Origin of the sequence: Pseudomonas cichorii, assembly GCF_015471405.1 — a bacterium.
Taxonomy (GTDB): Bacteria; Pseudomonadota; Gammaproteobacteria; order Pseudomonadales; family Pseudomonadaceae; genus Aquipseudomonas; species Aquipseudomonas serbiensis.
Genome location: NZ_BLVZ01000013.1, coordinates 145,421 through 172,218 on the forward strand (window position 1 = coordinate 145,421; position 26,798 = coordinate 172,218).

Below are 26,798 nucleotides of genomic sequence, written 5' to 3' on the forward strand. Positions count from 1 at the left end.
GATGCAAAATTGCCAACCTGTTCGACAAAGGGCGTCTGCGTGAAACACATTTCAAAAGGCTTGTTCACGTTACTGCTATTGATCAGCACACAAATAATGGCGGCAGGCCCGCGGCCCAGCGTAGATATGGCGACCTGTACCCGTAGCGCGAACCTGCTGGCGTGCAGCGATGCGCAAGGCAATGGCTATAGCGTCTTCACCGCAGGTTCGACCACGTATTTACGGGGCTATGAGGTGATTGGCAAAAAACGCTGGGCGCAGACCAACAGCCGGTTTGATCAGTTGACCTTCTTCACCGGCCTGGCCTCGAATGGCGATGCCTGGATAGGCACCATCCAGCGTATCGGCTGGACCACCATCACACGGGTTTCCAGCTCCGATGGCACACGCAGCAAGATCACTTGCAGCCGTCTGAATGGCTGCCACTGAGCAACGTCAGGCTTGCGCCTGTTTCTTCTGCTCCTGAACCCAAGCCATGTGGGAATCCAGCGGCGGGTTGCGCTGGAAGTAACGCTGCAAGCCCTCGAACAAACCATCGGCCACGGCCTGCTGATGGCGTGCAGTCACCAGTCTCTGGCTATCGCGGCTATTGGAGATGAACCCCGTCTCGACCAGAATCGAAGGCACGTCCGGTGACTTGAGCACCGCAAACCCCGCCTGTTCCACGCGCTTCTGATGCAGTGTGGTGATGCCTTCCAGGCTGCCCAGCACGGTATGGCCCAGTTGCAGGCTGGCGGCGATGGTAGCGTTCATCGACATGTCGAGAATCACCCCGGCCAGCATCGGGTCCTTGTCCTTGAGATTGAGCAACGAGGTGGCGCCCAGCAGGTCGGCGCCGTTTTCACGCTGGGCCATGAACCGCGCCGTCGCCGATGTCGCGCCGCCTTCGGACAAGGCAAACACCGAAGCGCCGGAGGCTGTCAGCCGCGGCGCAGCATCGGCATGCACCGAGATGAACATGTCGGCCTTGGACTTATGGGCAAACTCCACACGCTTGCGCAGGGGAACAAAGAAATCATCGTTGCGCACCAGCCGCACATCGAAGCCTTTCTCACGCTTCAAGCGCTTGGCAAGCAATTGAGCAATGGACAGCACAACGTCTTTCTCACGCTCGCCTCGGGAACCGACAGCGCCAGGGTCCTTGCCGCCATGCCCCGCATCGACCACCACCATGATGTCGCGCTTGGGATGAGCCTTGTCCGAAACCTGAGCCGGTGGAGGTGGCGCAACGGCAGCCATCTGCACCGGCGCGCTGGCAGTAGAACTCAAGTCCAGTACCAGGCGGTGCCCCTGCCCGCCTTCCGGCCCCAGCAGAAAACTGTTGAGCTGCACAGGCGCGGTGAGATCCAGCACGATGCGCGTGTCATCACCATGGCCGTAATGCCCGGAACGAATCGACTTGATCACCGTTCGATCCAGCGCCAATTGGCTGAAATCCCCGGTCAGCCGCGAACCGCTGACATCGATGATCAAGCGGTCAGGCGCAGCCAGCGTGAAAGTCTTGTATTGCACAGGCCCGCTCAAATCGAGCACCAGCCTCAGCTTGTCATCGCTGCGCCACAGTCGGGCATTGCGAATCTGCGTGGCGTAAGCCCCAAAAGGCAAGGCCAGCGCAGCGCTGGCCAGAAGCATATTGAGCAGGATTTGACGTCTGTGCATGGCAGGTCTCACGAAACAAGGCGAGCATCCAGGCTCATGAAAAGTATCACCGCAACAATAGTAATAATATAACACCACGTTACAAGTGAAACTTGAAGCCTTACATGAAGATTGGCGCTGTCGAGAAACCTGCAATCAGGGGCAGTAAGTGCATGACCGAAAAGAAAAATGTTCCACGTGGAACGTAATCAGTTTCGTGGAGCCACTGCACCGCATTGCGGCCCTAACCAGACAGCCCGTGTGTCCATGCTGCCATTCTGTTGCTGGCCTGTAGCGTTGAAGGTGCCGACCACTTTGGTGGTGAATTCGCGGTTACTGAGAAACTGGGCCTGCCCGGTACCTTGCGCCTTGGGGCAACTGAACTGGAAGTTCCAGGTCTGACCGTTACGTGCGGTGATCTTTTGCGAGCAGCCGGATTTTGGATCGGTAAGAGGAATATTGTCCGATTTGACCTGCGCCTCGGTCAGGCAGAATCGCACGCCTTGCCCACCCAGAGTGACGCCTTGTTTCTGCATCATCTGTTCCATCATGGCGCGCTGCTCGGGAGGCAGGTTTTTCAATTGGCCCAGCATCAGTTGCAGATCCGGCAGCGCCTGACCATCGACCTGCATGTTGCTGGAGGTCAGTTCCCACAAACCAGGTTGCAGCACCTGAGCATGAGCCACAGGTGCAGCCAGACAAAACATCAACGCCAACGCGCGTTTGTTCATTAAAAAGATTCCTCGTAAGAACATTACCCAGATAGGCCGCATCTTAGACGACATAAGCTGTAACCAGTTGCACCCGGATCAAAATAGCGACAATCCCGAGCGGCTATGGTCTGTTGTAGGCGCAAAGTTAAGGAGCATCGTTTACCTATGGATTTCCATAGCCCGTATTTCTTCGGCTACGTCCTGGCTTTCATTCATCTGGTGGGCGCAGTTGCTGCCATCCATGCATTGCTGACCGTGCGCACCGCGCAAGGCGCGATTGCCTGGGCAATGCCGCTGTTCTTCATTCCTTACTTCACCCTGATCCCTTATCTGGTCTTCGGGCGCAGTTCGTTTGATGCCTATATCAAGGCCCGGCGTGACGCCAACAGCGAAATGCGCAACGCTATCACCAACCTGAACTGGCGCCCTTGGATCGAAGAAGCCGTCGCCGCGCGCCGCTCGGATGCTTACGCATCGCTGCGCGCCATGCCCAAGCTCGGGCGCATGCCGGCTCTGGCCAATAACGAGGTCAAACTGTTGATCAATGGCAAGGCCAGCTTCGATGCCATGTTCGCGGCCATCGAGCAGGCCCGGCAGACGGTTCTGGTGCAGTTCTTCATCATTCATGACGATGACCTTGGGCGTCGCCTGCAAACGCTGCTGCTGAAGAAAGCCGCCGAGGGCGTGGCGATTTTCGTGCTCTATGACCGTATCGGCAGCCATGCCCTGCCCGCTTCCTACAGCGAAAAGCTGCGCGCAGGCGGTGTACAGATCAAGGCCTTTGCCACCCATGGCGGCTGGCTCAATCGCTTCCAGATCAACTTCCGCAATCACCGCAAGATAGTGGTGGTCGACGGGCTGAAAGGTTATTTGGGCGGGCACAACGTCGGTGATGAATACATGGGGCTCAAACCGCCCCTGTCGCCCTGGCGCGATACCCATGTGCAGGTCATCGGTCCGGTGGTCGCCTGCCTGCAGGAGTCGTTCGCCGAAGACTGGTTCTGGGCCACCCGCGAACTGCCGCCCATGAACCTTCCCGAATCATTTCCTGAACAGGGCGTGCTGTGTCAGTTACTGGCCAGCGGTCCGGCCGATGCCCAGGAAACCTGCTCGCTGTTCTTTGTCGAAGCCATCCACGCGGCGACCGAGCGGGTTTGGATCACCAGCCCTTACTTTATCCCTGACGAAGCCGTCTCGGCAGCGTTGCGCCTGGCAGTGCTGCGCGGTGTGGATGTGCGACTGCTGCTGCCTTCGCGCCCCGACCATTACGTGGTGTACGCCGCCTCCAGCCTGTACGCCTTCGATGCCGTGCGGGCTGGCGTGCGAGTGTTCCGCTACAGACCGGGCTTCCTGCACCAGAAGGTGGTGCTGGTGGACAACGAGATCACCGCCATCGGCAGCGCCAATCTGGACAACCGCTCGTTCCGGCTGAATTTCGAGCTGATGCTGCTGACCGTCGATACGGACTTCGCCCGTGAGGTTGAAGCCATGCTGAGTGCCGACTTCAACCTGAGCCACGAGATCTCCCTTCAGGAAAGCCGCGAAACCCGCCACCTGCACCAACTGGGCATGCGCGTGGCGCGGTTGATTTCGCCGATCCTGTAAATCACCGATAGATGTCTTCACGGGTCAACGGCAAACCGTTCCCGCCATCGGCAAAGGGTTTGACGGCCAGGATCTGGTGCAGATTGATCCAGCCCTTGGCGAATGCATACGCGCAACCTGCCAAGTATAGCCGCCAGATACGCAGGGTGTGTTCCGGCACCATGGCGGCAGCCTCGCTCAAGCGCGCCTCAAGGCGAGCACTCCAGTGCTCCAGCGTCCTGGCGTAATGCAGACGCAGGCTTTCGACGTCGACGATTTCCAGGCCTGCTTCACTGATATGCGCGCTGATCATCGCCAGATGCGGCAACTCGCCGTTGGGGAACACATACCGGTCGATGAACTCCCCAGCTCCACGCCCAACCGGACGGCCATCGGTGTGCAAGGCCGTAATCCCGTGATTCATCACCAGACCACCCTCCTTCACGGCACCAAACAGGCGTTGGGTGTAGAGCGGCAGGTTGCCGTGGCCCACATGCTCGAACATGCCCACGCTGACCACCTTGTCGAAACGCTGGTCTTGCGGCAGATCGCGGTAGTCGAGCAATTGCAGCTCGACCCTGTCCTGCAAACCCTCGGCCTTGACCCGCTCCCGGGCAAGCGCCAGTTGCTCGTGGCTAAGGGTGATCCCGAACACCTTCACCCCATACTCACGCGCCGCAAAACGTGCCAGACCGCCCCATCCACAACCGACATCCAGCAGGTACTCACCGGGCTTGAGGCGCAACTTGCGGCACAGATGCTGGAACTTGTCCTGCTGCGCCTGCTCAAGCGTTTCCCTTCCCGTCTTGAAGTAAGCGCAGGAATAAACCATCTCCGTATCGAGCCATAGCTGATAGAAGTCGTTGGACAGGTCGTAGTGATAGGAGATCGACGCCGCGTCGGTGGCTTTATCGTGCTGAGTGCGCACAGGAGAGATGGAGTCTTCATTCACCAGCAAGGCGTGAGTCAACTCGTCACAAACCCTCACGACTTCACTGATCGAACCTTCCAGTTCCAGACGCCCCTCCACAAAGGCGCTACCCAGCAGGCCGAGGCTGGGATGGGTGAAGTCGGAAACCAACATCGGGTCTTTGACGAAAATCGTGACACTGGGCGCAGGCCCCAGATCCAGCTCATGACCGTCCCAAAGCTTGAGACGCAATGGCAAGTGGAGATTCTGCAAGGCCGTTGGAAGTTGCACATTCATATGAGTTGCCCCCCTATCCAGAAGCTGGAGAAAGGTAGTCCAGACGGTTCAGTCAGAACCGAGGCTATTGGCATGAAAGAAAAACTACCGGGAACGGCCTTGTGCCCACTGATTCGAGCCAAACGTGCAGCCTTTCATGGATCACCCTAGTCTTGAATGACCATCAATTTGTAACAGAGTTCTTCGAGCTTGAGTGCCGTCTTACAATTTTAGTAGCGGCTCCTGAAAACGCAGCAAACGCCCGGCATTACCCAGCACCAGCAACGTGCTGAGGTTATGCAGCACAGCCGCAACCATGGCGCCAGCGACACCCAGCAGACCAAAGGCTGCCAGTGCAACAATAGCCAGTGTCCAGCCGAGGCCGATGATCACGTTCACTTGCAACGTCTGGCGACACAGGCGGCTAAGGCGTACGCAGGTGCCGAGACGACGCAAATCGCTGCCGATCAGCACGATATCCGCCGAAGCCAGCGCGATATCGGCACCACCTGCGCCCATGGCGACGCCGACAACACCTGCCTTCAAGGCCAGCGAATCGTTGATCCCGTCACCGACGACCATCGGTCTGAAGCCCTGGGCAATTTCACCCTTCACCCGGTTGAGCTTGTCTTCAGGCAGTGCCTGAGCCTGAACATCGACGATCCCCACTTCCCGCGCCAGATTGTCGGCCACGGTCTGGCGATCACCGGTCAGCAATAATTGCCGTCCCAGGCCCAGCTCGCGCAACTCGGCCAGCGCCTTGCTCGCCTCGGGCTTGAGGCTGTCCGACAGCAACAACCAAGCCTGGAATACCCCGCCCAGCGCCAGCCCGGCCAACGGGCCGTCATGCTCGGGCACCGCAGGCGTGGTAATTCCCAATTGCTCAAACAGCTCGGGACGTCCCAATGCCGCTTCGCCATGGGCTGTCGAAGCCACCACACCCAGGCCCTGACGTTCGCGAATATCGCTGAGCGGCAGCAGTTGATCCTTGTCCACCAGCCCGGCCAGTGCCCGGCTGACCGGATGGCTGCTGGCCGACCCGAGGCTGGCCGCCAACGGCAGCAGGTCTGCATGCCCCGTGCTGTCCTGGATCGATTGAAGACGCAGGCTGCCAAACGTCAGGGTGCCGGTTTTATCCACAACCAGCGACGTCAGGTCCGCCAGCTCTTCGAGAAATGCCGAACTGCGGATCAGAATCCCGTGACGGGCCGCCACGGCAATGCCCGCAATGGCCGTGGCCGGAGCCGAAAGCACCAGCGCACAAGGACAGGCAGCGACCAGCACAGCCAGCATCGCCTGAGCATCCTGAGTGATGAACCAGGTCAGCGCGGCAATCAGCAACACCAGCACCATGTAGCTGCCGGCATAACGCTCCAGCAGACGAGTGATCGGCGGCTTGGAACGTTCGGCGCTTTGCATCAGCGCAATGACCTTGCCCAGCGTGGACTGGTCGCCAATGCGCGTCACCTCGATGCGCAGCAGGCCATCAAGGTTGATCGCTCCGCCGTAGACTTCCATTCCGGTCTGAGCTTCCAGCGGTATGGACTCGCCGGTAATGGAGGACGTATCGAGGCTGGCCTGACCGGAAATCACCCGGCCATCGGCAGGCATCCGATCACCGGCCCGCACCTCGACCTGATCGCCAGCCTGCAACGTCGAGTTGTCCACTTCATGAATGCTGCCATCGGCCTTGATCAACCGGGCGTGGCTGCGGGTCAGTTGGCCCAGCGCCTGAATGGCTTCCTGGGAACCGATCACGCTGCGCTCTTCCAGTACATGGCTGAAGATCATGATGATCGGCAGCAAGGCCGCCGTCATGAGGTCGCCTGTAGCCCATGCACCCAGCATCGCCAGCGCAATCAACTGGTCGGTGATGCCATGCAGGCTTGGGTGACGCAAGCTATGCCAACCGGCGCTGATCACCGGGATTGCCACCAACAGCGAGGCCGCGCCCAGCAGCAACTGGCTGACGCCGGTCTGCTCAGGCGCAATCAAACGCCAGATCAGGCCCAGCCCCAATAAGCCCAAAGCCAGCATGGCCAGGGTCAACTGACGGGCCGCGCTACGTTGCTCCGCCCCGCTCAGCAGGCTGGCCGCTTCGGGTCTGGCGTGGGTGTGAACGGCTTCGCCACTCATTGTTCAGCTCCCTGAATGATCAGGCGGGAATCGTCTTTGGGGTCGACAGTAGTGACCGATCCGGCCTGACCGAGAATTTTCGGCACGCGCTCACGGTAGAGGCGTTGCAACAGACCAGGATCGTTGCGGTTCTGGATCGACTGCGCGAGGCTGGCAACGGTCGCGGTGTCGGTCTGGGCCTTGGCCAATCGTTCCGACGCCTGGGCATGCGCCACCTGCAAGGTTCGGTCGGCTTGCTGGTTGGCAGCCTGAGTGAGCTTTTCCGCATCGTTATGGGCGTTGGCCACGGCTTGGTCCGCTTGCTGGCTGGCGGTCAGCACCGCATTGAAGGCGTTGACGGCGGCCTTGGGCAAGCTGGACTGCACATCCACCCGCGCCACCTCGATACCGACTCCAGCGCCTGTCGCCTCCAGTTCAGCCAGACGCTGGTTGATGCCGCGCACCAGATCGCCACGCAACCGCTCACGCCGTTCGGCAGCCTTGCTGTCAGCTCCGATCAGCTCGGGACGGGCAACCAGAATAGTGTCCAGATCTCGCGCCGCCGTCAGCGCCACGGCGCTGCGATTGACCAGCCGATCCAATGCAGGCAGCACATGCTCGCCCTGAAGAACGAAAGCATATGGATCGGTCACCTTGTAGAACACCGTCACGTCGAGCTGGACAACACCCGCATCGCCCGTCAGCAGAAAGCCGGAGCCGGCCAGTGCATCGCTCATGGGCACGGCAAAGGTTGCGACCTCATCGGCCTTCTGGGCCTGAGGCGAGCGCAACAGGGTTTCCACCCGGCGCTCGATCACCCGATCCGCCGAAGGCAGCAGGACCACACGCTCCAGCGGCTGCGGCCAGGCAATCAGCAAACCGGCGTTCTGGATCCGCTCCAGCTCACCGAAGCGCATGACCACGGCACGGTTCTGGGGATCGATCTGTCGCACGTTGGAAGTCATCCAGCCCAGGGCCGCCAACAGCGTCACGCCATACAACCCCAGAAACGCCAGACGACTGGCCTGCAACCATGGGCTGTTGACCGCCGGACGCTGCGCTTCTGCCTCGACGCCTGAAGGCTCGCTCATGGCTGCGATCCACTCTTGCCGTCCAGTGTTGGCGGCCCGTCCACCAGCACCCGGAACGGCGCGGCATCGGTGCGCAGGATCAGCCTGGTGCCCGGCGTCACCACCGTGCCCAGCGTGTCGAGGGAGCGCAGCAGGTTGTAGAGCTGCGGCGAGCCCGCATAGGCGCGGCCATAGATCTCGGCGGCTTCGACCCGAGACTGAGCCTCGATATCCGCCGCCTTGACCGTGGCATCGGCTTCGACGATCCGCGCATCACGCTCGGCAGCCGAACGGATCTGCGCGGCTTCGCGCTTGCCGGCGGCCGTGCGCTCGGTGGCAATGGTTTCACGCTCGGCACGCATACGGTCGACCGTGGCGCTGAGCGTCACCGAAGGCAAGGTCAGGCGCTCCACGCCGACCTGCAGGACTTTCACGCCATAAGTCGTGAGCAACTGCTGCTCGATCTGCTGGCGCAGCTGGTTCTCGAAAGCCGTGATGTTCACTTTGCTGGCATCGGTATTGACCAGGTTCGACAAGTCGAAGCTACTGGCGGTGGTTTCCAGCGCCGAGCCGACGAAGGTGCGAATCTGCCGGGCAGCCTCATCGGGCTGGTTCTGTACGGCGCGCATGAAACGCTGCACGTTGTCCCCATCGCCCTGCACCTGCCACGCCACATAAGCCTGGACGATGATGCGCAGACCATCGCGGGTGCCCACATCCTGCAAACCGCTGGAGGTGGTGCGCAAACGCAGGTCCACAGGGATCGCCGCCTCGAACGGCGCAGGCCAGCGCCAGCTCAGGCCCGGCTCCAGCAAGACGCGGGACGGATTGCCGAAGCGGGTAATCACCGTCGCCTCCCCCGAACGAACCTGCACCAGACTCGCCGTGGCGACCGCAAATGCAATCAGCAATACCGCCAGCCCCATTCGCAGCCAGGGACGCTTCCCTGAGCCGACGGCTTCATCGTGATGATAGTGGTGATGCCCCCCATGGGCATGGTCGCTGTGGTCGTGATGATCATGGTGATGATGGAACAGACTCAAGGGACGACTCCTTACTGAACGGCTTTACGCGGCGCCGTTGGGTCTGCCGGTGGGGTGAAGGTGCGAAGGTCGATGGTCGGCGCACTAGTGCCGCCCAGACGATGGTCGAGAACCAGCAGTCTGGCGCTGCCCAGGCCCTGGCTGAGCCGGGTCAGGTATTGCTCCAGCAGGAACGCTTGGCCCGCCTTGGTGTAAGCCTGACGCTCGGCACTGAAACGCAGGTCCGCGCCTTGTGCCGTCGCCAGCACTTCACGTGCATTGGCACTGGCCTGGTCATGGGCGACGCTGGCATTGAGTTGCGCCTGATTGGCCTGGGCACTGGCCGCGCCGCGCTCGCGGGCGATCAAGGCCTGGGCGCTGATCTGCGCAGCCTGCACGGCATGGTAGGCATTGGCGGCACCGGCTGGTGGATGGATGGCTTCGACCACCGTGGCGAGAATTTCCACGCCACTATCGAGACGCTGCAAGTCGGCCTGAACCGCCTTGCCTATGTCTTCGGCCAGCCCTGTACGTTGTTCACCGAGCAGCTCATCCAGCGTGCGGGAAGCGAAGTCGTGGACCAGCACACGGCTGGCGGTGCTGCGAATCAGGGTCGGCACATCGGCACTGTTGTAGGTCGCGGCCAGCGCAGCGGCGTCGGTCAAGCCGATGCGATAGACAAAGCGCACATCCATGTTCACCACCTGGAAGCTCTGCTTGTCACCCGTGCTGCTGGCGATCACCTGGGATTTCTCGTTGATGTGGCTGGCGTCCCACAGGCGATTGGCGCTGGCGGGCGGCGGACCTTCGGCAGGGTCCAGAAGCTGTTCCACGGCACTGGCCTCGGAAACGCTGGTGGCCATCTCGTGAACCACGCCGTTTTCCACCGCCAGCACCTTGCCGAACGGCCATGGTAACCCGACATGCAGACCCGGCCCGAACACCTCGACCGGTTTGCCGAAGCGCTCATAAATCCCGCGCCCCTGCATTGAAATTTCATGCACGCCCGTAAGCGCCCAGCCCAAGGCAGCAACCACCGCCAGCACCGGCAGAAACGCACGCCGCATATAGCTCAGCGCCCAGATCTGACGCAGGTCGATACCAAACCGGTTATGCAATTCATGCTGCAAAACCAGCAACGGCCGAGGCGGCCAGCGCAACAGATCGGCAATCAGGCTGCTGGCCATCAAGCGTGGCTCAAGGCGCTCATTGCGCGGAGTGAAGAGCGACAGCAGCGCCCGAAGCAGGAATTCGACAGCGACCAACGCTGGCAGGATGCCGACCAGCACCGCCAGCCGTGGCGGCCAGACGCGATCCACGCTGGCAAAGAACAGACACAGCGCCCCGACCAGCAAGACCCCGATGACCATGCGGGTCAGTTGCGCCAGTTGCCCGGCTTCAGGCCATTGGGCGGTCTGTTCGTGACTGAACTGCCGCTCCAGCACCAGCAATCCGAAAGCCATCAGCAGCATGAGGCTGCCCGCCAGACTGGCGACAGATGACAGCTCGGTGCCGGGCAAGCTCAAGTCCCAGACCATGCGGATACAGATCAGCGCCAGCAGCGACCAGCCGGCAAGCCACAATGCCGCGGTGCCCAAGTGTGCGAGCATGGATTCGCCAGCATCGCTGAGCCGGGTCAGCAGGCGCTCGTACCAACCGGCTTCGTCGATCTGCGGCAACGTCTGGCTCTGTTCAAGCGGCGCGAGTGTGCCCAGGGCACGAGCGCGCCAGCGGGCGATCCCCAGCGCCGATTGCAGTCCGGCTGCCAGCAACAACAAGGCAGCAGCACCGTTGACGAGCACCGCCATCCACAAGGAACTGGGGGAAAACAGATCGACGAACAGCGCCAGCAACAGCACCGTGATGCTCGTGCCGACAGCCAGGTACCTGAGCCGACTCAGGCGCTGTGCCTGTTGTGCAGCCAGTTGAAAGCGCGGCAAACCCTCAAGGCCTGCGCGCCCGATATCCAGATCAACCCGCATTGCTACCCCGGAACCTGACTAACCCCATGAATGATAGCGTTACGATATAACGCTTATCGTGAAACTTTCGTCAGGTGACTCCGCGTCTCTGGCCGCTACGAGCAAACAATATTGTTCAGCAGCCCGGCCTGCTATCTCTCAGAAGGAGAAGGCCAGACAGACATGGCCAAATCCACGATCTCAAACAGCTTCTGCCGATCCGCTCCGTCGCGTGCCTGTGCCGCCACTCCCTGAAGTATTGCCATGAAAAACCCCGCCAGAACCGCAGCGTCAGTGCCAGGAGGAAGTTCACCTTTCTGGATGCCTCCCCTGATCGTTGAGACGAAGTCGGTTTCCATGTCACGGCGAATTGCAGCCAGATGTTCGCGGACATCGGCAGCCGCTTCCGAACAACTGACCGCAGCCGTGGCGAGCAGACATCCGGAAGAACCGGAATTGGCTGTAAACACATCGACTGCATGATGCAATGAACCCAGAACGCTTTCACGAACTGTAGCGTTCGCATCAAGCTCCTTTCTGGAAGCCATTCCCTTTTTGACATACAGATCCACAACCTCCAGAAAAAGCTGTTTCTTGTCTCCGAAGGCGGCATAGATGCTTGGAGCGGTCACCCCCATTGCCTTGGTCAGCGTGGCCATGGACGTGGATTCATAGCCATGCTCCCAGAAAGCGAGCATTGCCTTTTCCAGTACGACATCGCGGTCAAAAGAAAGCGGACGTCCCGATTTTTTAGATTCGACTGTTTTCATAATGATCGCTATGAAATGTTTGACAGCGTCTGCGTGGCCGGGATAAAAGCATTTCGTAATGAACGTTACGAAATATAAGGCTTGAAAAATTATGTCACATAAATGGTTACAAGTTGGCCTGCAAGCAGACAACCCGTCGTGACGTCGAGCGTGGAAAGCCTATAGCTCACCCCCCTGAAAACAAAATGACGGTCTGACTCAAGCTTCCAGCCTGGGCACAGGTTCGTCCGTGCGAATAAATCTGTAGCTCCAGGTATGGAACATGCCAAGCAATGTAATCCGATATAACTGCGTGGGTTGCGGTATCTGCTGTAAAGGCCGGCTTGTACCCTTGACGCTGAACGAAGCCGAACAATGGCTGGCTCGCGGACACGATGTAGCGGTGATCCTGGAAGCCTTCAACGAGCTGACCTGGCCAGCCGACTCAAGAGAATATGCGCACAGCGCTGGCAGGTCGGTCGCGGTCAACGATGCCCAGAGCAGCATTCGCGTCATTGCGGTGTTCGCTGGCAATGCCCTTGAACAATGCCCGAATCTGCGTGCGGATAACCTGTGCGGTATCTATGAAGAACGCCCGCTGGTCTGCCGGATTTACCCCATGGAAATCAATCCATTCATCGAGGTGAACAAGGACAACAAGATCTGTCCGCCCGAGTCCTGGGAAAGCGGCGACATCCTGTGTACCGATGGCGTAGCCAATCCCGAACTTCAGGCACTGGTCAACCGCTCCAGGCAAGCCGACATCGTTGACGCTGCGGCCAAGATAGCCGTCTGCGCACAACTGGGCATCAAGGTGGCCAGTTGGAAGGAAGATGCATTCGCTGTCTACTTCCCGGAGCGTTTGCAACTGATCGATGCGATACGCAGCAGCAAGGAGGCCACCGTAGAGAACTGGAGCGAAAACTGGAAAGTACGGGTCGATGATCCGCAACTGCACGAGCGCCTGCTTGCACACCATATTCCGCTGGCCGCCGCGGATGACTGTGACTATATCTTTCACAAGTTGTAGCAAGGCAACGGCAAAAGCTCCTGGCGTTCAAGCCCGTGAGCACCCCGATTGGCGGGTTGGGCCGCCTGAAAGGCATGGCAAAATGATTGCTGAATATTGCATGGCGAATGGCTTCCAGACGTCGCGCAAACTCAACTTCCTGACCGCTCATTCACGCCCGACTCGTCTGAAAGCCTTATGCCAAGCGGCGATGAGCGGGATGAGCCGGTCGGGCCGGTTCTGAAAACCTTCCCGCCCTGCCCTTCAAGTGCCGTATTCATTGATGATGAGCGGCATTTTTTTTCACCTATTTTGGAACAGCATCTCGTCTTTGTTATCTGTTGTGGGTAGTTTGCGTTCGGCAAGGAGTCGTTGGCGCGCCATTTTCTTGTGCAGGACGCACAGAATTACTCAGAGGCTTCACTTTTATGAATCGCAGGAATCTCCTTAAAGCTTCCATGGCGTTGGCCGCCTATAGCAGCTTGCCAGCCTCGGGGCTTTTTGCTGCGCGAGCGCTTGCCGCAGCTGCGGACGGCGAGATAGAACATTTCGATTTCCCGACATTGCAGGCTCACGCCAAACAACTGGCCGGCAAGGCCTATGTCAGCACCAAGCAGGTGCTGCCGCCGGTATTGGCGAACATGACGCCGCTGCAATTCAACGCCATCCGCTATGACGCCGCGCACTCCTTGTGGCATGACGTCAAAGGCCAGCTCGACGTACAGTTCTTCCACGTCGGCATGGGCTTCAAGACGCCCGTGCGCATGTACAGCCTCGACGCCAAGACCAAACAGGCGCGCGAAGTGCATTTCCGTCATGAACTGTTCAATTACGAGAACAGCGGCATCGACAAGAATCTGGTCAAGGGCGACCTGGGCTTTGCCGGATTCAAGCTGTTCAAGGCTCCACAAATCGCCGTCAACGATATCGTGTCGTTCCTGGGCGCCAGTTATTTCCGCGCAGTGGACGGCAACAATCAGTACGGCCTGTCGGCACGCGGTCTGGCCATCGATACCTACGCCAAGCGCCAGGAAGAGTTTCCCGACTTCACCAAGTTCTGGTTCGAGACGCCAGACAAGAATGCCACCCGTTTCGTGGTCTATGCCTTGCTGGACTCGCCGAGCGCCACCGGTGCCTACCGCTTCGACATCGATTGCCAGTCCGGTCAGGTGGTGATGGAAGTCGACGCGCATATCAACGCGCGGGCCGACATCGAGCAACTGGGCATCACGCCGATGACCAGCATGTTCAGTTGCGGTACCCACGAGCGCCGCATGTGCGACTCGATTCACCCGCAACTGCACGACTCCGACCGGCTGGCCATGTGGCGCGGTAACGGCGAGTGGATCTGCCGCCCGCTGAACAACCCGGCCAAGTTGCAGTTCAACGCCTTCTCCGACAAGGACCCCAAGGGCTTCGGCCTGGTGCAGTACGACCATAACTTTGCCAGTTATCAGGATACGGTTGTCTGGTACCACCGACGCCCGAGCCTGTGGGTAGAACCCACGACGCCGTGGGGTGAAGGCGAGGTCAGCCTGCTGGAGATCCCGACCACGGGCGAAACGATGGATAACATCGTGGTGTTCTGGACCCCCAAGGCCAAGGTCAAGGCTGGCGAGTCACTCAACTACGGCTACAAGCTGTTCTGGAGCCCGCTGCCACCGGTCAGCACTCCGCTGGCTCAGGTCAATGCGACCCGTTCGGGCATGGGCGGCTTTACCGAAGGCTGGGCACCGGGCGAGCATTACCCCAAATACTGGGCACGTCGTTTTGCAGTGGACTTCCACGGCGGCGGCCTGGATCGTCTCCCAGAAGGTACAGGTATCGAGCCGGTGCTCAAGGTTTCCCACGGCAAGGTCCAGGACTTCAACATCCTGGTACTGCCGGACATCAAGGGTTACCGCATCACCTTCGACTGGCTGCCTGACAGCGACTCGGTAGAGCCGGTGGAAATGCGCATGTTCATCCGCACCGGGGATCGCACCCTGAGTGAAACCTGGCTGTACCAGTACTTCCCGCCTGCCCCGGACAGACGCAAGTACCCGTAATGTTCTGAAACCCGTAACAGTTGCAGGACCGGATTTATCCGGGAAGACATGATTGCTGACGGTGAAGAGGCAGTGAATGTACTGGCCTCTTCCCGGATAAATCCGGTCCTGCCTGGTTTTGATCGCCTCTAAAAGTTGACAGTATCGTGAACTGCGACTGATATATCCCTTGTCACGCCGTTGCGAGCATTCGCTCCAGACTTGTTTCCCCTCCTCAAGCTCATCCCCTTATCGGCCCGTCTGTCGCGGTCGAGGGCGGTAGCTATGCCCATCCGAAATTCCTGACGCTCTTCAGAAGGCCTACATCATGGAGTTGAACCCTGTGGACAATACGGGCGAGAAACCGTCGCTCCTGTCTTTCGATAAGTCGACCGTAGTGGTGCTGGTTGCCATCGGTCTGATTCTGGTCGAAACCTTTTCCGGCGCCCTGCGTTTCTATTTCGACAAGGTCGGCATCAGCCCGCTGCTCTATCTGCCCAAGATGGCCTGCGTCCTGCTGTTCGTCATGGAGTTGCGCACCCTCAAGGCCGGAAGACTGTTCTGGACATGCATGGTGCTGTGGCTGATTTACGCCCTGCTGGCGATGCTGCACAGAGCCCATGTATTCAATCTGGCCTTCAGCCTGTTCGCCTTGAGCCCGCTGTTTTTCGGGCTGGTGTGCAGCGAGCACCTGTTTCATCGAAGAAAGCTGCTCGGCTGGGCCATCGGCTTTTGTCTGCTGGCATCTCTGGTAGGGCTGGCGCTGGACAAGTTCACCTTCGTGCCCTGGAAAGGCTACAGCTACAGCGTGGGAGAAACGCAACTGAGCGCCAATACATCCTGGAGTTCGGATGAGGAAGACCGGGTCGCCGGATTCGCCCGGATGTCCAGCCTGCTGGCCATACTCATCGCTATCTACAGCCTGTATCTGCTCATGTTCATCCGCTCGCGCCCGGTCCTCATGGCGCTGAGCGCAGTGGCGCTCTACGCGATTGTGCTGACCACCAGCAAAGGTCCCGCCGTCGCTTTTATGCTGACTCTGGGTTTGTTGCTGATCCAGCGCATGACCTGGATCTGTCGGCTGGCCTGCATCATGGCGGTCATGGCCGGTCTGCTGCTGCCGACGCTGGGCCTGCTGTATGACTTCGATGCCCGGACAGTCAGCAGCGGTGGCAGCTCGATGGCGTCGCTGTATGACCGGCTGAACAACACCTGGCCCAACATCGCCGAAGCCATGACCTTTGCGGGCTGGGGCATTACCGGCGCGGGCTTCGGAATGGTCGGCAGTACGCTGACGATGTTCCCGGTTCCAGGTGCCGACCTATTCATGACCATCGACAGCAGCGTCATGTACCTGTGGGTGATGCTGGGCGCGACCGGGCTACTGCTGTATGCGCTGCAGATTCCCATGTTCTTCGCACTGATCAACGATCAGAGCCACGTGGGGCGCATGTTGCTGGCGATCAGTTTTTGCTGCTGCCTGATCAGTTGGACCACGGACATATTCGAGGTCGCGGTAGCCAACCTGTTCATCGGCCTGACCATAGGCCATGTGGTGTTCGCCAAGCGTGAAGAAGATGCTCTGGCAACCCGTTCACCGGAAATCCAGATCAGCACCCTCCCCGCGCAATACTGAGGCTTCAACATGAGAACCCTTGCATGCCTGCTGCTGGGTTGCCTGGCCGGTAACGCATCGGTGCAGGCCGAACCGGTATTTCTGGTCGGTATCGGCACCCATTTGATGAACTTCGACCAGCCTGTCCGGCAACCGCTGAACCTCGCCGGACAAGCAGGCTTCAACGCGGTCAGGGACGATATCTTCTGGTCGACCGCCGAACCCAGTCCCAATCAGTTGCGTATCGTTCCGCAATGGCGCAATTACCTGAACCTGGCCAGTGACCTGAACCTCAACAGAACGGCAATCCTGGGCTACAGCACTTACTTTCATGACAACGCCAAGCCGCGCACGCCCGAAGTCACGGTGCCCTTTCTGAAATACGTCGATTACGTCACCCGGCAACTGGGCAACAAGATCAGCTTTTACGAGGTCTGGAACGAGTGGGATCTGGACGGGCCAAAAGACCGCCAGCTCAGCCTGGATTATGCCGATCTGGTGCGCAGCACCGTGCCAGTGATTCGCCAGAACACCCTCAATGCCAATGGCACTCCGGCAAAGATCCTGGCAGGAGCCATTACCCGCGACGGCATGAATGGTGGTTTCGCGGATGGCCTGATCGAAAGCGGCGTGCTGGATCTGGTGGACGGCCTTTCCCTGCATCCTTACGCCCATTGTTCCGCTACCAACGGCAATACGCCGGAAGCCTGGATGCGCTGGATGACCCGCTACGAGCTGGACATCCGCACCCGTGTTGGCCGCGCTGTGCCGCTCTACCTCACGGAAATGGGCTGGCCCAGCCATCAGGGGCCTTGCGGCAAAAGTGAAGTGACCCAGGCCGTGTACATGGCGCGGATCTTTTTCCTGTCGCGCACGGTGCCCAATGTCAAAGGCCTGTGGTGGTACGACCTGCTCAATGACGGACCGAACCGTTACGACCAGGAGCACAACTTCGGAGTGCTCAATGAAGACCTCTCGCCCAAGCCCGCCTACACCATGATGCAAGCCATTGCGCCGGTCATCAGCAGCTTCACCTACGATGCACAGGCCAGCACCCTGAGCGACAGCACTTACCTGCTGTACTTCGACAAGGGTGATGAGCGTGTTCTGGTGGCCTGGGCAATCGGCGCACCGAAAGACGAAAAAATCATCAGCGACAAGCCCATGAGCGGCCCGGTGAGGCTGACCGATACCATCAACCCCGAACAGGGCCGCATCGACAGCAAGCAGTCATGGCAGTGCCAGGCAAGCCGCTGCTCGACCTCGGTCAGGCTGACCAACTTCCCCAAGATCATCAGCCTGAGCAGCAATCACTGATCGTGCGACACCGCTGATGGCTGAATGCGCTCGGCAAACTTGACCAGATCCGCCAATGAGTCCGCCTGCATCTTGCGCATGACCGAGCCACGCCGGACCTTGACCGTTATCTCGCTCACGTTGAGCCGGTCCGCAATCTGCTTGTTCAACAGGCCGCTGACCACAAGGTCCATCACCTGCTGCTCACCGGCATTGAGGCTTGCATAACGCCGTTGCAACTCGGTTTCCACTGCGCTGGCCTGACGTCTTGCCCGGTCCCGCACCAAGCCTTGCTGGATGGCGTCCAGCAAATCCTGCTCGCGAAAAGGCTTGGTCAGAAACTCCAGAGCCCCCGCCTTCATCGCCCGCACCGACATGGGGATATCGCCATGACCGGTGATGAAAATCACCGGCAGGCCGATGCCCCACTTCACCATCTCACGCTGAAAATCCAGGCCGCTCATGCCCGGCATGCGCACGTCCAGAATCAGGCAACCGGGCGCATCGGGCCGCGAGGCGTCGAGAAACTCCTGAGTCGAGCCAAACAGCATGGAGCGCAGCCCGACCGAGGCCAGCAAGTCCTCCAGAGACGAGCGCACCGACTGATCGTCGTCGACCACGTAAATGATCGGTTCCTCGACCTGCGGGGCCGGAACGATTGTTTTCATCAGCTCTCCATCTTTGCGGTAGGCAGGGTGAAGTGAAACGTCGCGCCGCCTTGCTCGCCGGGTGTCATCCAGATGCGTCCGCCATGGGCTTCGATAATGGAGCGGCTGATCGCCAGCCCAATCCCCATCCCCTGTTCTTTGGTCGTGTAGAAGGCATCGAAAATCCGGTCGAGATGTTCCGCCGGAACGCCGATACCGTTATCGCGCACCGAAAATCCGATATCCGCGCCAGCGCTCCAGTCGACCACCACCTGCAACTGGCCATGGCCTGACTCAAGACCGCTCATGGCGTCCATCGCATTGAGCATCATGTTCAGCAACACCTGCTGGATCTGCACCCGGTCGGCCAACAGCGGAGGCAAGCCGTCGGGAATTTCCACCGTCAGGGTAATGCCCTGCTGGTTCATTTCACTATGGGCGAGGGAAACGATTTCGGCGACGGCATCGGCCACGCTCACCCACTCCTTGTGGGTCGGGGCCGGTTTCGCCAGCGCACGCACATGCACGATTACATCACTGGCCCGATTGGCATCACTGATCATGCGCTCGATGGCCTGTCGGGCCTTGGGCAGATTCGCAGGCTCGCTGGCCAGCCAGCGCAGCCCGGCATTGCCACTGGTGACAATCGCCGCCAGAGGCTGATTGACCTCATGGGCGATGGAAGCCGTCAGTTCGCCCAACATATTGACCCGGGCAATCTGCGCCAACTGGGTACGCGCCTCATGAACCGTCCGGACTGCCGCTGCCAGGCGCAATGCCAGATACGTCGTCATGGCGATGGCCAAGAGGCTGATACCACAATTGATCAGCCCCGCTTCGCTGGAGCGGGAAGTGGTCAGTTCATAACTGAGCACCGTCAGCCCCATACACGCCAGCGCGACCGCGATCACGCCGCCAGCGGGCATGAACCTGACAGCCATGAGCACCACGGCAATCTGAAAGACACCGACCGCGATTTCCAGATCCGTCAGCGTATCGGCAATCGCAATGGCCACCGCCAGGGCGAGCAATAAGGCCAGTCGAACAGCCATTGCCGCCTTGCCAAAGGTTTTCGACTCGTGCATTGCCCGTGTCTCGCTCGTTGATGAAAGCTGAATATGCCAGTTTTCCTGCAAAGCTTATGAAGGATTGTCGAGGCTGAACTGATCCAGCAATTCATCATAGGCAAAAAGCTCGGCATAGCGGCCCCACTGGGTGACGCTGCGCAAGGTCTGCATCGCATCGCCTTCGGACATGAAGTCTTCGAGCTGGTCACGAAAGCGTCGCGCAGGCGCGGTATGGGTTGCGCGATCATCCAGAACCCGGCGGATATGCGCCACCAGCGGCACGAAGCTCAGCAGGTGGTGGGCGAAGAGCTGCTTGCGCTCGTCGACATCCGCCAGCGCATAACGACGCGCAGCCGGCAGCAGGCGGATATCGCCACCCTTGAGTTCGGCAAAGCGCAGCAATTGCAGGACTTCGGCAATCGGGAACAGCTCATCGGCGTTGTAGTGCAGCGCGCTCGCCAGCTCCGGCAAATCCGCCGTGGCACCATAAGGCGGTGCATGAATCGCCTCGATCAGCCCGGCCAGCGCGTTGATTGATACCTGCGGCAGCACCATGCCCAACCCAGTCCCCGGAAAAACGCCCTGACGCAACTCGCCAGCGCCACTGTCCTGAGTCATGAGCACGTAGATCTCCTCGACCAGCGCCCTGAAAGACGGGTCCTGACGATTGCGCGGCTGCGGCAGGTCGACCTTGATTTCGCTGACCACCCGACCGGGGTTGGAGGAGAACAGCAGGATGCGATCACACATCAGCACCGCTTCGGCAATGTTGTGGGTCACCATCAGGATGGACTTGATGGGCATCCGGCCTTCCGACCACATGTCCAGCAGGTCGGTGCGCAAGGTTTCGGCGGTCAGCACGTCGAGGGCAGAAAAAGGCTCGTCCATCAGCAGCACGTCGGGGTCGATCACCAGAGCACGGGCCATGCCCACACGCTGGCGCATGCCGCCCGACAGCTCCTTGGGATAGGCGCTCTCGAAACCGTCCAGGCCAATCAGGTCGATGGCCGCCAGTGCGCGCTTGCGACGCAATTCGGCAGGCACTCGCTGCGCCTCCAGGCCAACCTCCACGTTCTCCAGCACTGTCAGCCACGGGAACAGCGCAAAGCTCTGGAAAACCATGCTCACGGTGGGTGCGCGCCCTTGCGGCCCGGCGGGGAAACTCACTTCGCCAGCGGTGGGCACCACCAGACCGGCAATCGAGCGCAGCAACGTGGACTTGCCCGAACCCGAGCGGCCCAGCAGCCCGATGATCTCGTTTTCGTTGAGCTTCAGCGTCACGTTATCGAGCACCAGACGCTCTTTGCTGGCCTTGCCGTAGACATGCCGGACGTCACGGACATCCACCAGGCAGCGCTTTTCGATAGTCATCATGGCTTCCACTCCTCAAACCAGGCTCAAACGCCGCTCGGCGAACCCGTACAGCGGGCGCCAGAGCAGGCGGTTGAACGCAATTACGAACACCGACATCACCACGATCCCCAAGGCGACCCTGGCGAAATCCCCAGCCTGAGTGGCGTTGGCGATATAAGAACCCAGCCCGGTCGCCTGCAGTGACTTGTCGCCCCAGGACACTGCCTCGGCCACAATGCTGGCGTTCCACGAACCGCCGGAAGCGGTGAGCGCGCCGGTGATGTAGTAAGGGAAGATCCCCGGCAAGGCCACGCGCCGCCACCATTGCCAGCCGCGCATGTTGAACATCCCGGCCACCTCGCGCAGATCGGTCGGCAACGCGCTGGCCCCGGCGATCACGTTGAACAGGATGTACCACTGAGTCCCCAGGACCATAAGCGGCGAGAGCCAGATATCCGGGTTCAGGTTCAGCCCGACAATGGCGATGACTGCAAACGGAAACAGCACGTTGGCAGGGAACGCCGCGAGAAACTGCGCGACCGGTTGCAGGCGCTCAGCCCACGCCGGGCGCAGGCCGATCCAGACGCCAATCGGCACCCAGATCAGGCTGGCAATGACAATCAACAGGACCACACGCAACATGGTCGCCAGCCCCAGACCAAAAGCGTTCAGTGCGTCGTCCAGCCCCAGTGACGCACCGATGAAATGCATCAGCCAGACACTGCCAGACACACAAGCAGCCAACACCAGCATCCGCCAGAAGCCGTCAGCCAGACGGGAAGACTCCGACCTGGATACCGCTTTGCGGGAGCGCCCCAAGGCCGTCCAGTCCATCGACATCAATACCCGCCATGGCACCGTGAACACCGTGCAGAGCGCCGGAATCAGACGCGAACGCCCCAACAGGCTGTACATCCACGAACGCGGACGCTTTTGCGAAGCCGTCTGCTCGAAACGAAACTTGTCAGCCCAGGCCACCACCGGCCGAAACAGCAACTGGTCGTAGCACAGGATCACCAGCGCCATGGCGCCAACCGCCCAGGCCACCGCTGCCATGTCCTTGCGGGCTATCGCCAGAGCCAGCCAGGAACCGATGCCCGGCAGGTTGATCTGGGTGTCGGCAACCGAAATAGCCTCACAGGCCACGACAAAGAACCAGCCACCGGACATCGACATCATCATGTTCCAGACCAGTCCCGGCATGGCGAATGGCAATTCCAGCCGGACAAACCGGAGCAACGGCGAGAAACCGAACTGACGACTGACTTCATTCAAATCGCTCGGCACCGTGCGCAGCGATTGATAGAAACTGAACGTCATGTTCCAGGCCTGGCTGGTAAAGATGGCAAAGACGGCGGCCAATTCCGCACCCAGTTGCCGACCGGGAAACATGCCCATGAAAAAGGTCACGGTAAATGCCAGAAAACCCAGGACCGGCACGGACTGCAAGATATCCAGCGCGGGCACAATAATCATCTCGGCCTTGCGACTCTTGGCCGCCAACGTGGCCACGATGAACGTAAAGATCAATGAAGCCGCCAAGGCAGCGAACATGCGCAAAGTCGTGCGCAATGCATAATCCGGCAACTGTGCCGGATCGAGCACCATGGGCGTGCTTTCCAGCGCGGCCAAGGGTTGCGTCATCTGATGGACACCGTGAAACACCAATACCGCAACCACCGCCAGAAGCAGCACGCAGATGAAGTCGGCCAGCCCGGACACAGGGCTGCGTGTCGCACCGTATTTAATGGCTGGCAATTTTTTATCGGATTCAAAGACAGAGTTCATTGCTCACCTCGAACAATTGCGTACAGGCAAGGGCGGCAAGTATCAAAAGACCTGGCCGTGAGCGTTGAGCGGAAAGTTATGAAAAAACAACAGTGCTCTATTACACGGCCAAGTTTATAGAAGTCCGTGAAATGCTTAAAACCTGCAAAAGTAGCCAATTAACAAACTTGCATATAACTTCCCTATACCAAGGTATATCGGTGCAGGGTCCTCTAAACCGATTGGGCAAGAACCATCCATATCATTGCCACACGCAACGACTACATTGAGTATTCGGCAAGGACTTCGCAGGGAAACCGGGCATGAGATTTGGGCTACTGGTCACAGGCTTTGTTCTGGCACTGCTGCAACCGACAGGGCATGCGCTGTCAGCTCCGTATCTGGCGGGAGGCAGCGAGTGGCGACCGTTCAGCTATGCGGATGAGCAGGGCAACCTGCAAGGGATATCCATCGATATCGGGCGGCGCGTGCTGGAGATGGCGAATATCGATGCAGAATTCGTTTCCTATCCGGTCAATCGTCTGCAAGCCATGCTGGACAAGGACCAGATCGACCTGAACTATGCCGACTCGCCCAGTTGGAACAGCCCCGAAGATTTAAAGCGCTATGTGTTTTCCATCCCGTACATGACCGTAAAGGAGCACCTGTACTTCGTCACGGATCACCCGGCAGCCACAACCCCTGTGGATAAACTGCACGACCTGACCATTGGCATGGTTCGGGGATATACCTATCGCGCACTGGAAACCGCTTTTGCCCAGAGGCGTGTTTCCAGGCTGGAAACCTCGCAGGACCTGGCACTGCTCGAACTGCTGCAAACCCGGCGTGTAGACACCGTGGCCATGATCGATGAGCTATACGATTACCTGATCGCCAGCCATCGAATCGACCCCGCCAACTTCCGCCAGGGCGCCCAACTCAGCGAAGCGCCACTGGCGATCAAGTTGCAGCGCAGGCACGCCGCTCTCCTGCCACAAATCAACGCCGCGATCCTCAACCTGCAACGTAATGGCGAAGTGGAGAGAATCCGCCAGTCATACCTGCCAGCCCTGTAAAAGCCCGCCCAGGAGCGTATTCATTCGCGAATGAATTCGCTCCTGCGTAGTTTACGGATGCTTACACCCGGAAATGGCTCACCATCATCTGCAACTGGTTGCCCAGACGCGCCAGTTCAACGCTGGAGGCTGCGGTTTCTTCGCTGGCTTCGGCCGTCTGCTCGGAAACATCGCGAACGTTCAGGATGCTGCGGCTGATTTCGTCAGCCACCGAACTCTGCTGTTCGGCTGCGGCGGCGATCTGCTGGTTCATGGCCTGAATGCTGGAGACCGTGCGTGTGATGCTTTCCAGAGAAGTACCAGCCTTGCGAGTCAGAGCGACGCTGCTGTCGGTCAGGCTACGGCTGCCGAGCATGATATCGGAGACCTGACGGGTGCCGTTTTGCAGGCCTGCCACCAACGTCTCGATTTCCTCAGTCGATTGCTGGGTACGTTGAGCCAGACCACGCACCTCGTCAGCCACCACCGCAAAACCACGCCCGGCCTCACCGGCACGCGCCGCTTCGATAGCCGCGTTGAGTGCCAGCAGGTTGGTCTGCTCGGCCACCGCCTTGATCACGTCCATGACCTTGCCGATCTTGTCGCTTTCCTGCTCCAGTACCGTCATGGCATCGCTGGAGCGCAATACTTCAGCGGCCAGTTTTTCGATCTGGTGAATGGCTTCGCCCACCACCTTGTCACCTTCGCGGGCTTCCTGGTCGGCGGTCGAAGCTGCAACCGAGGCTTGCTCGGCGTTGCGCGCCACTTCATGCACCGTTGCCGACATTTCATGCATGGCCGTCGCGACCTGATCGGTCTCGACTTTCTGGCTGTTGACCCCGGCGCTGGTCTGCTCGGTCACGGCTGAAAGCTCTTCGGCAGCGCTGGCAATCTGGGTCACGCCATCACGAATTCCGGTAATCAGCTCACGCAGCGTGGTGCCCATGCGCTGGATGCCTTGTTGCAGCACGCCCAGTTCGTCGCGACGAGTCACCACCATGGTGTGGCTCAGGTCGCCCGAAGCAATGCGGTTCACGACTTCCAGGGTTTCCTGCAATGGGCGGGTGATCTGGCGAGTAATGATGATGGCCGCAAAAACACCGAGCAGCAGAGCAACCAGCGCACCGATGAGCTGGAGGCTGCGGGCCTGGGAAGTGTCTCGCTCAACCAGCGTTTTTTGCATGGCGTTAAGCTCGGTGCCCACTTTGAAGATCTCATCCCCAAGAGCAGTCATTTCCTTGCGCGTGGCATTGATGGCGCTGTCCGCGTCCTTGAAGCCCTGTACAGAGGTCTTGTAGGCGCGCAGGGTTGTTTCCAGTTGTGCGACCTTGTCGCCATGGGTCGCATTGAACGCAGCCTTGAGTCTGTCGACACCCGCGATGCTCGCCTCCAGTTGCTGGAATGCTGCCTGCTCGGTCTTTTCCGTCGTATTGCCGGTATAGCCGCGCACTTCGTAACGCACCAGTTGCACGTCCATACGAGCGCTTGCAATCAGTTGCAGCAGATCGGAACGCGCAGGATCGGAAGCGTCCATCTTGACTACGGACTCATTGATCGCAGAAATGAGGTCACTCGCCCTGGCTGCCGTTACTCCCATTTCCGCACGCACAGTGGCGCTGTTGCGATAGGCCGTGCGCATCTGGTTCAGAAGTTTTTCGTAAGCATTGAGCTGATCGCCCAGGCGCTCCAGAAGCTTTGCATTCGCCGGGTTGGTGAAGTTCTTCAGGATGGACTGCCGAGTGTTCTTGAAAGTATCCAGTTGAGTCTGAACATTCTGTGCAGCGGTATCGTCACCATCGGCGAGCATGTACTGCAAACGGGCCACACGCAGCACCGTCAGCTTGTTACCCAGCTCGGTGATATCGCCGATTCTGTCGGTGCGATAGATCAGCTTGTCGAGGCCGTTCCAGCCGACAAGGGCCAGCAACGCGGTAAAAATCAGAACCAGGCCAAACCCCAGAGCCAGCTTCATGTTGACGCTTATATTTGCAAAACTGCTGTTCATAAACTCTCCGTGATGTTCTTTCGATGCGCCCATGCAAAAGCTGAAGGTTTTATTTTTTTAAGCAGCAGAGTTGCGCGATAGGCGTATCGGCCTGCACGACCACAAACTTGATCAAAAAGTCAGGAGTCGGGTTAAAAAATTTCTGGAATGCAGGCGGGGCAAGGCGCGCTTCAGGTTTCAGCGGCTCGAATTTGCTTCCACATAACCGCTGTAGGAGCGAATTCATTCGCGAACAACGGCATTGAAGGCGATAGATTTTCTTTGAATGTAAGCCGACGCCGACCTGAACCCGTTGGTGATTACTAAAAACCTGACACAGGTTCATCAGCCGGATCAGCCTGGCCAGTTACTGCTCGTGGCCCCGACAAAAATACCTGCCGAACCGGAGCCCGCTCCTGAGCCAGTCGCGACCTCAGCCACGGCAGAAGCCATCACCGAACCCGCTGCAATCGAACCGCCGCCACCACCCTCTCCTGCGCCCAGTGTCGATGACCTGCTCAAGGAGTTGCCTCTGGACAAGCTGGGCGATGACATTGAGGTTGTCACCAACGAAAGCACGGTCAGCTTTCGCATCAACAGTGAAATCCTTTTCCCTTCCGGCCAGTCCGACCTCAATCTGGGCGGCCTGAAGGTTCTGCAACACCTGATTCCCGTACTCGAAAGCGTCTCGCACAAAGTCATCGTTACGGGCCACACCGACACGCAGGACATCCGCAGCTCCCGATTCCCTTCCAACTGGGAACTCTCCAGCGCCCGCGCAGGCAGCGTGGTGCGTTACCTGCAGAGCAACGGCATCAAAGGCAATCGGCTTGCGGCCGTGGGCTATGCAGACACCCAGCCCCTGGGCGACAACCATACTGCCTAGGGGCGTGCAAGTAATCGCCGAGTAGAACTGGTGCTGGAACGCTGAGGATAAAGT

The 26,798-nt window shown here is 59.4% G+C and carries 21 protein-coding genes and 1 pseudogene; 8 read left to right on the forward strand and 14 right to left on the reverse strand.

The features are described from left to right. The first annotated feature begins 96 nt into the window (after window positions 1-96). Entirely contained in the window at window positions 97-429 is a 333-nt protein-coding gene (locus tag JL015_RS20600; RefSeq protein ID WP_236124002.1) for a glutamine synthetase, read from the forward strand. A 6-nt stretch (window positions 430-435) separates the two neighbouring features. On the opposite strand, the gene JL015_RS20605 is transcribed toward JL015_RS20600, so the two are convergent. Both JL015_RS20605 and JL015_RS20610 read right to left on the reverse strand, forming a co-directional pair. Continuing rightward, the gene (locus tag JL015_RS20605) at window positions 436-1,659 is read right to left on the reverse strand and encodes an N-acetylmuramoyl-L-alanine amidase (protein ID WP_201019741.1); all 1,224 of its coding nucleotides are present in this window, start codon (window positions 1,657-1,659) and stop codon (window positions 436-438) included. A 188-nt stretch (window positions 1,660-1,847) separates the two neighbouring features. After that, a complete protein-coding gene (locus JL015_RS20610; protein WP_201019742.1) occupies window positions 1,848-2,369 on the reverse strand; it encodes a DUF3617 domain-containing protein in 522 nt (173 codons plus the stop codon). Window positions 2,370-2,516: 147 nt separating this feature from the next. Between JL015_RS20610 and cls the strand changes: the two genes are divergently transcribed. Beyond that, the gene (cls, locus tag JL015_RS20615) at window positions 2,517-3,956 is read left to right on the forward strand and encodes a cardiolipin synthase (protein WP_201019743.1); all 1,440 of its coding nucleotides are present in this window, start codon (window positions 2,517-2,519) and stop codon (window positions 3,954-3,956) included. A 1-nt stretch (window position 3,957) separates the two neighbouring features. Here cls and cfaB read toward each other — a convergent pair whose 3' ends face one another. From cfaB to JL015_RS20645, 6 genes are all read right to left on the reverse strand, one after another. Then, window positions 3,958-5,142 carry a C17 cyclopropane fatty acid synthase CfaB gene (gene cfaB / locus JL015_RS20620; protein ID WP_201019744.1) on the reverse strand — a complete coding sequence of 395 codons (1,185 nt, stop codon included), beginning with the start codon at window positions 5,140-5,142 and terminating at the stop codon, window positions 3,958-3,960. Window positions 5,143-5,343: 201 nt separating this feature from the next. Next, on the reverse strand, window positions 5,344-7,257 hold the full coding sequence (locus JL015_RS20625) for a cation-translocating P-type ATPase (protein WP_201019745.1): 1,914 nt from the start codon (window positions 7,255-7,257) through the stop codon (window positions 5,344-5,346). Further along, window positions 7,254-8,327 (reverse strand): protease modulator HflK, encoded by a 1,074-nt coding sequence (gene hflK / locus JL015_RS20630; RefSeq protein ID WP_201019746.1) that lies wholly within the window; start codon window positions 8,325-8,327, stop codon window positions 7,254-7,256. The genes JL015_RS20625 and hflK (JL015_RS20630) overlap by 4 nt, the downstream gene beginning before the upstream one ends. Next, window positions 8,324-9,349, reverse strand: coding sequence for a protease modulator HflC (gene hflC / locus JL015_RS20635; RefSeq protein WP_201019747.1), 1,026 nt, complete (start codon window positions 9,347-9,349; stop codon window positions 8,324-8,326). The genes hflK (JL015_RS20630) and hflC overlap by 4 nt, the downstream gene beginning before the upstream one ends. Before the next feature lie 11 nt (window positions 9,350-9,360). Next, window positions 9,361-11,310: a protease modulator HflK gene (hflK, locus tag JL015_RS20640; protein ID WP_201019748.1), complete on the reverse strand. Its 1,950-nt coding sequence runs from the start codon at window positions 11,308-11,310 to the stop codon at window positions 9,361-9,363. Between the two features lie 131 nt (window positions 11,311-11,441). Then, a complete protein-coding gene (locus JL015_RS20645) occupies window positions 11,442-12,059 on the reverse strand; it encodes a TetR/AcrR family transcriptional regulator (protein ID WP_201019749.1) in 618 nt (205 codons plus the stop codon). Between the two features lie 262 nt (window positions 12,060-12,321). Between JL015_RS20645 and JL015_RS20650 the strand changes: the two genes are divergently transcribed. The 4 genes from JL015_RS20650 (at window position 12,322) to JL015_RS20665 (ending at window position 18,006) form a co-directional block, all read left to right on the forward strand. Further along, window positions 12,322-13,068 carry a YkgJ family cysteine cluster protein gene (locus JL015_RS20650; protein ID WP_201019750.1) on the forward strand — a complete coding sequence of 249 codons (747 nt, stop codon included), beginning with the start codon at window positions 12,322-12,324 and terminating at the stop codon, window positions 13,066-13,068. 407 nt (window positions 13,069-13,475) lie between these two features. Next, entirely contained in the window at window positions 13,476-15,095 is a 1,620-nt protein-coding gene (locus JL015_RS20655; RefSeq protein ID WP_201019751.1) for a glucan biosynthesis protein D, read from the forward strand. A 307-nt stretch (window positions 15,096-15,402) separates the two neighbouring features. Next, the gene (locus tag JL015_RS20660; protein ID WP_201019752.1) at window positions 15,403-16,710 is read left to right on the forward strand and encodes a hypothetical protein; all 1,308 of its coding nucleotides are present in this window, start codon (window positions 15,403-15,405) and stop codon (window positions 16,708-16,710) included. Between the two features lie 9 nt (window positions 16,711-16,719). After that, on the forward strand, window positions 16,720-18,006 hold the full coding sequence (locus JL015_RS20665) for a hypothetical protein (protein WP_201019753.1): 1,287 nt from the start codon (window positions 16,720-16,722) through the stop codon (window positions 18,004-18,006). Here JL015_RS20665 and JL015_RS20670 read toward each other — a convergent pair. Genes JL015_RS20670 through JL015_RS20685 form a run of 4 tightly spaced genes read right to left on the reverse strand, consistent with a single transcriptional unit; the run spans window position 18,000 to window position 22,696 of the window. Beyond that, window positions 18,000-18,653 carry a response regulator transcription factor gene (locus JL015_RS20670; RefSeq protein WP_201019754.1) on the reverse strand — a complete coding sequence of 218 codons (654 nt, stop codon included), beginning with the start codon at window positions 18,651-18,653 and terminating at the stop codon, window positions 18,000-18,002. The genes JL015_RS20665 and JL015_RS20670 overlap by 7 nt on opposite strands. Then, complete coding sequence (locus JL015_RS20675; protein ID WP_201019755.1) at window positions 18,653-19,717, reverse strand: sensor histidine kinase; 1,065 nt, start codon at window positions 19,715-19,717, stop codon at window positions 18,653-18,655. The genes JL015_RS20670 and JL015_RS20675 overlap by 1 nt, the downstream gene beginning before the upstream one ends. A 54-nt stretch (window positions 19,718-19,771) precedes the next feature. After that, on the reverse strand, window positions 19,772-21,073 hold the full coding sequence (locus JL015_RS20680) for an ABC transporter ATP-binding protein (RefSeq protein WP_201001326.1): 1,302 nt from the start codon (window positions 21,071-21,073) through the stop codon (window positions 19,772-19,774). 12 nt (window positions 21,074-21,085) lie between these two features. Further along, a complete protein-coding gene (locus JL015_RS20685; RefSeq protein WP_374063450.1) occupies window positions 21,086-22,696 on the reverse strand; it encodes an ABC transporter permease in 1,611 nt (536 codons plus the stop codon). A gap of 446 nt (window positions 22,697-23,142) precedes the next feature. Between JL015_RS20685 and JL015_RS20690 the strand changes: the two genes are divergently transcribed. Further along, entirely contained in the window at window positions 23,143-23,895 is a 753-nt protein-coding gene (locus tag JL015_RS20690) for a substrate-binding periplasmic protein (protein ID WP_201019757.1), read from the forward strand. 61 nt (window positions 23,896-23,956) lie between these two features. Here JL015_RS20690 and JL015_RS28295 read toward each other — a convergent pair whose 3' ends face one another. Both JL015_RS28295 and JL015_RS28300 read right to left on the reverse strand, forming a co-directional pair. Next, complete coding sequence (locus tag JL015_RS28295) at window positions 23,957-24,874, reverse strand: methyl-accepting chemotaxis protein (protein ID WP_445177110.1); 918 nt, start codon at window positions 24,872-24,874, stop codon at window positions 23,957-23,959. Further along, window positions 24,860-25,912 (reverse strand): annotated as a pseudogene (locus JL015_RS28300) (methyl-accepting chemotaxis protein); the annotation flags it as partial. The gene JL015_RS28295 and the pseudogene JL015_RS28300, both read right to left, overlap by 15 nt. A gap of 262 nt (window positions 25,913-26,174) precedes the next feature. On the opposite strand from JL015_RS28300, the gene JL015_RS20700 reads away from it, so the two are divergent. After that, entirely contained in the window at window positions 26,175-26,744 is a 570-nt protein-coding gene (locus tag JL015_RS20700; RefSeq protein WP_236250246.1) for an OmpA/MotB family protein, read from the forward strand. Window positions 26,745-26,798 lie beyond the last annotated feature (54 nt).

Excerpts from the sequence above, each read along its gene's own strand:
- JL015_RS20665 (WP_201019753.1), top strand. The coding sequence starts at position 16,720 with ATGAGAACCCTTGCATGCCTGCTGCTGGGTTGCCTGGCCGGTAACGCA.
- JL015_RS20645 (WP_201019749.1), bottom strand. The coding sequence starts at position 12,059 with ATGAAAACAGTCGAATCTAAAAAATCGGGACGTCCGCTTTCTTTTGAC.
- cls (WP_201019743.1), top strand. The coding sequence starts at position 2,517 with ATGGATTTCCATAGCCCGTATTTCTTCGGCTACGTCCTGGCTTTCATT.
- JL015_RS20660 (WP_201019752.1), top strand. The coding sequence starts at position 15,403 with ATGGAGTTGAACCCTGTGGACAATACGGGCGAGAAACCGTCGCTCCTG.
- JL015_RS28295 (WP_445177110.1), bottom strand. The coding sequence starts at position 24,874 with ATGGTGGTGACTCGTCGCGACGAACTGGGCGTGCTGCAACAAGGCATC.
- JL015_RS20670 (WP_201019754.1), bottom strand. The coding sequence starts at position 18,653 with ATGAAAACAATCGTTCCGGCCCCGCAGGTCGAGGAACCGATCATTTAC.
- hflK (WP_201019748.1), bottom strand. The coding sequence starts at position 11,310 with ATGCGGGTTGATCTGGATATCGGGCGCGCAGGCCTTGAGGGTTTGCCG.
- JL015_RS20675 (WP_201019755.1), bottom strand. The coding sequence starts at position 19,717 with ATGCACGAGTCGAAAACCTTTGGCAAGGCGGCAATGGCTGTTCGACTG.
- JL015_RS20610 (WP_201019742.1), bottom strand. The coding sequence starts at position 2,369 with ATGAACAAACGCGCGTTGGCGTTGATGTTTTGTCTGGCTGCACCTGTG.
- JL015_RS20600 (WP_236124002.1), top strand. The coding sequence starts at position 97 with ATGGCGGCAGGCCCGCGGCCCAGCGTAGATATGGCGACCTGTACCCGT.
- JL015_RS20680 (WP_201001326.1), bottom strand. The coding sequence starts at position 21,073 with ATGATGACTATCGAAAAGCGCTGCCTGGTGGATGTCCGTGACGTCCGG.
- JL015_RS20650 (WP_201019750.1), top strand. The coding sequence starts at position 12,322 with ATGCCAAGCAATGTAATCCGATATAACTGCGTGGGTTGCGGTATCTGC.
- cfaB (WP_201019744.1), bottom strand. The coding sequence starts at position 5,142 with ATGAATGTGCAACTTCCAACGGCCTTGCAGAATCTCCACTTGCCATTG.
- JL015_RS20605 (WP_201019741.1), bottom strand. The coding sequence starts at position 1,659 with ATGCACAGACGTCAAATCCTGCTCAATATGCTTCTGGCCAGCGCTGCG.
- JL015_RS20690 (WP_201019757.1), top strand. The coding sequence starts at position 23,143 with ATGAGATTTGGGCTACTGGTCACAGGCTTTGTTCTGGCACTGCTGCAA.
- hflK (WP_201019746.1), bottom strand. The coding sequence starts at position 8,327 with ATGAGCGAGCCTTCAGGCGTCGAGGCAGAAGCGCAGCGTCCGGCGGTC.
- JL015_RS20655 (WP_201019751.1), top strand. The coding sequence starts at position 13,476 with ATGAATCGCAGGAATCTCCTTAAAGCTTCCATGGCGTTGGCCGCCTAT.
- JL015_RS20685 (WP_374063450.1), bottom strand. The coding sequence starts at position 22,696 with ATGACGCAACCCTTGGCCGCGCTGGAAAGCACGCCCATGGTGCTCGAT.
- JL015_RS20625 (WP_201019745.1), bottom strand. The coding sequence starts at position 7,257 with ATGAGTGGCGAAGCCGTTCACACCCACGCCAGACCCGAAGCGGCCAGC.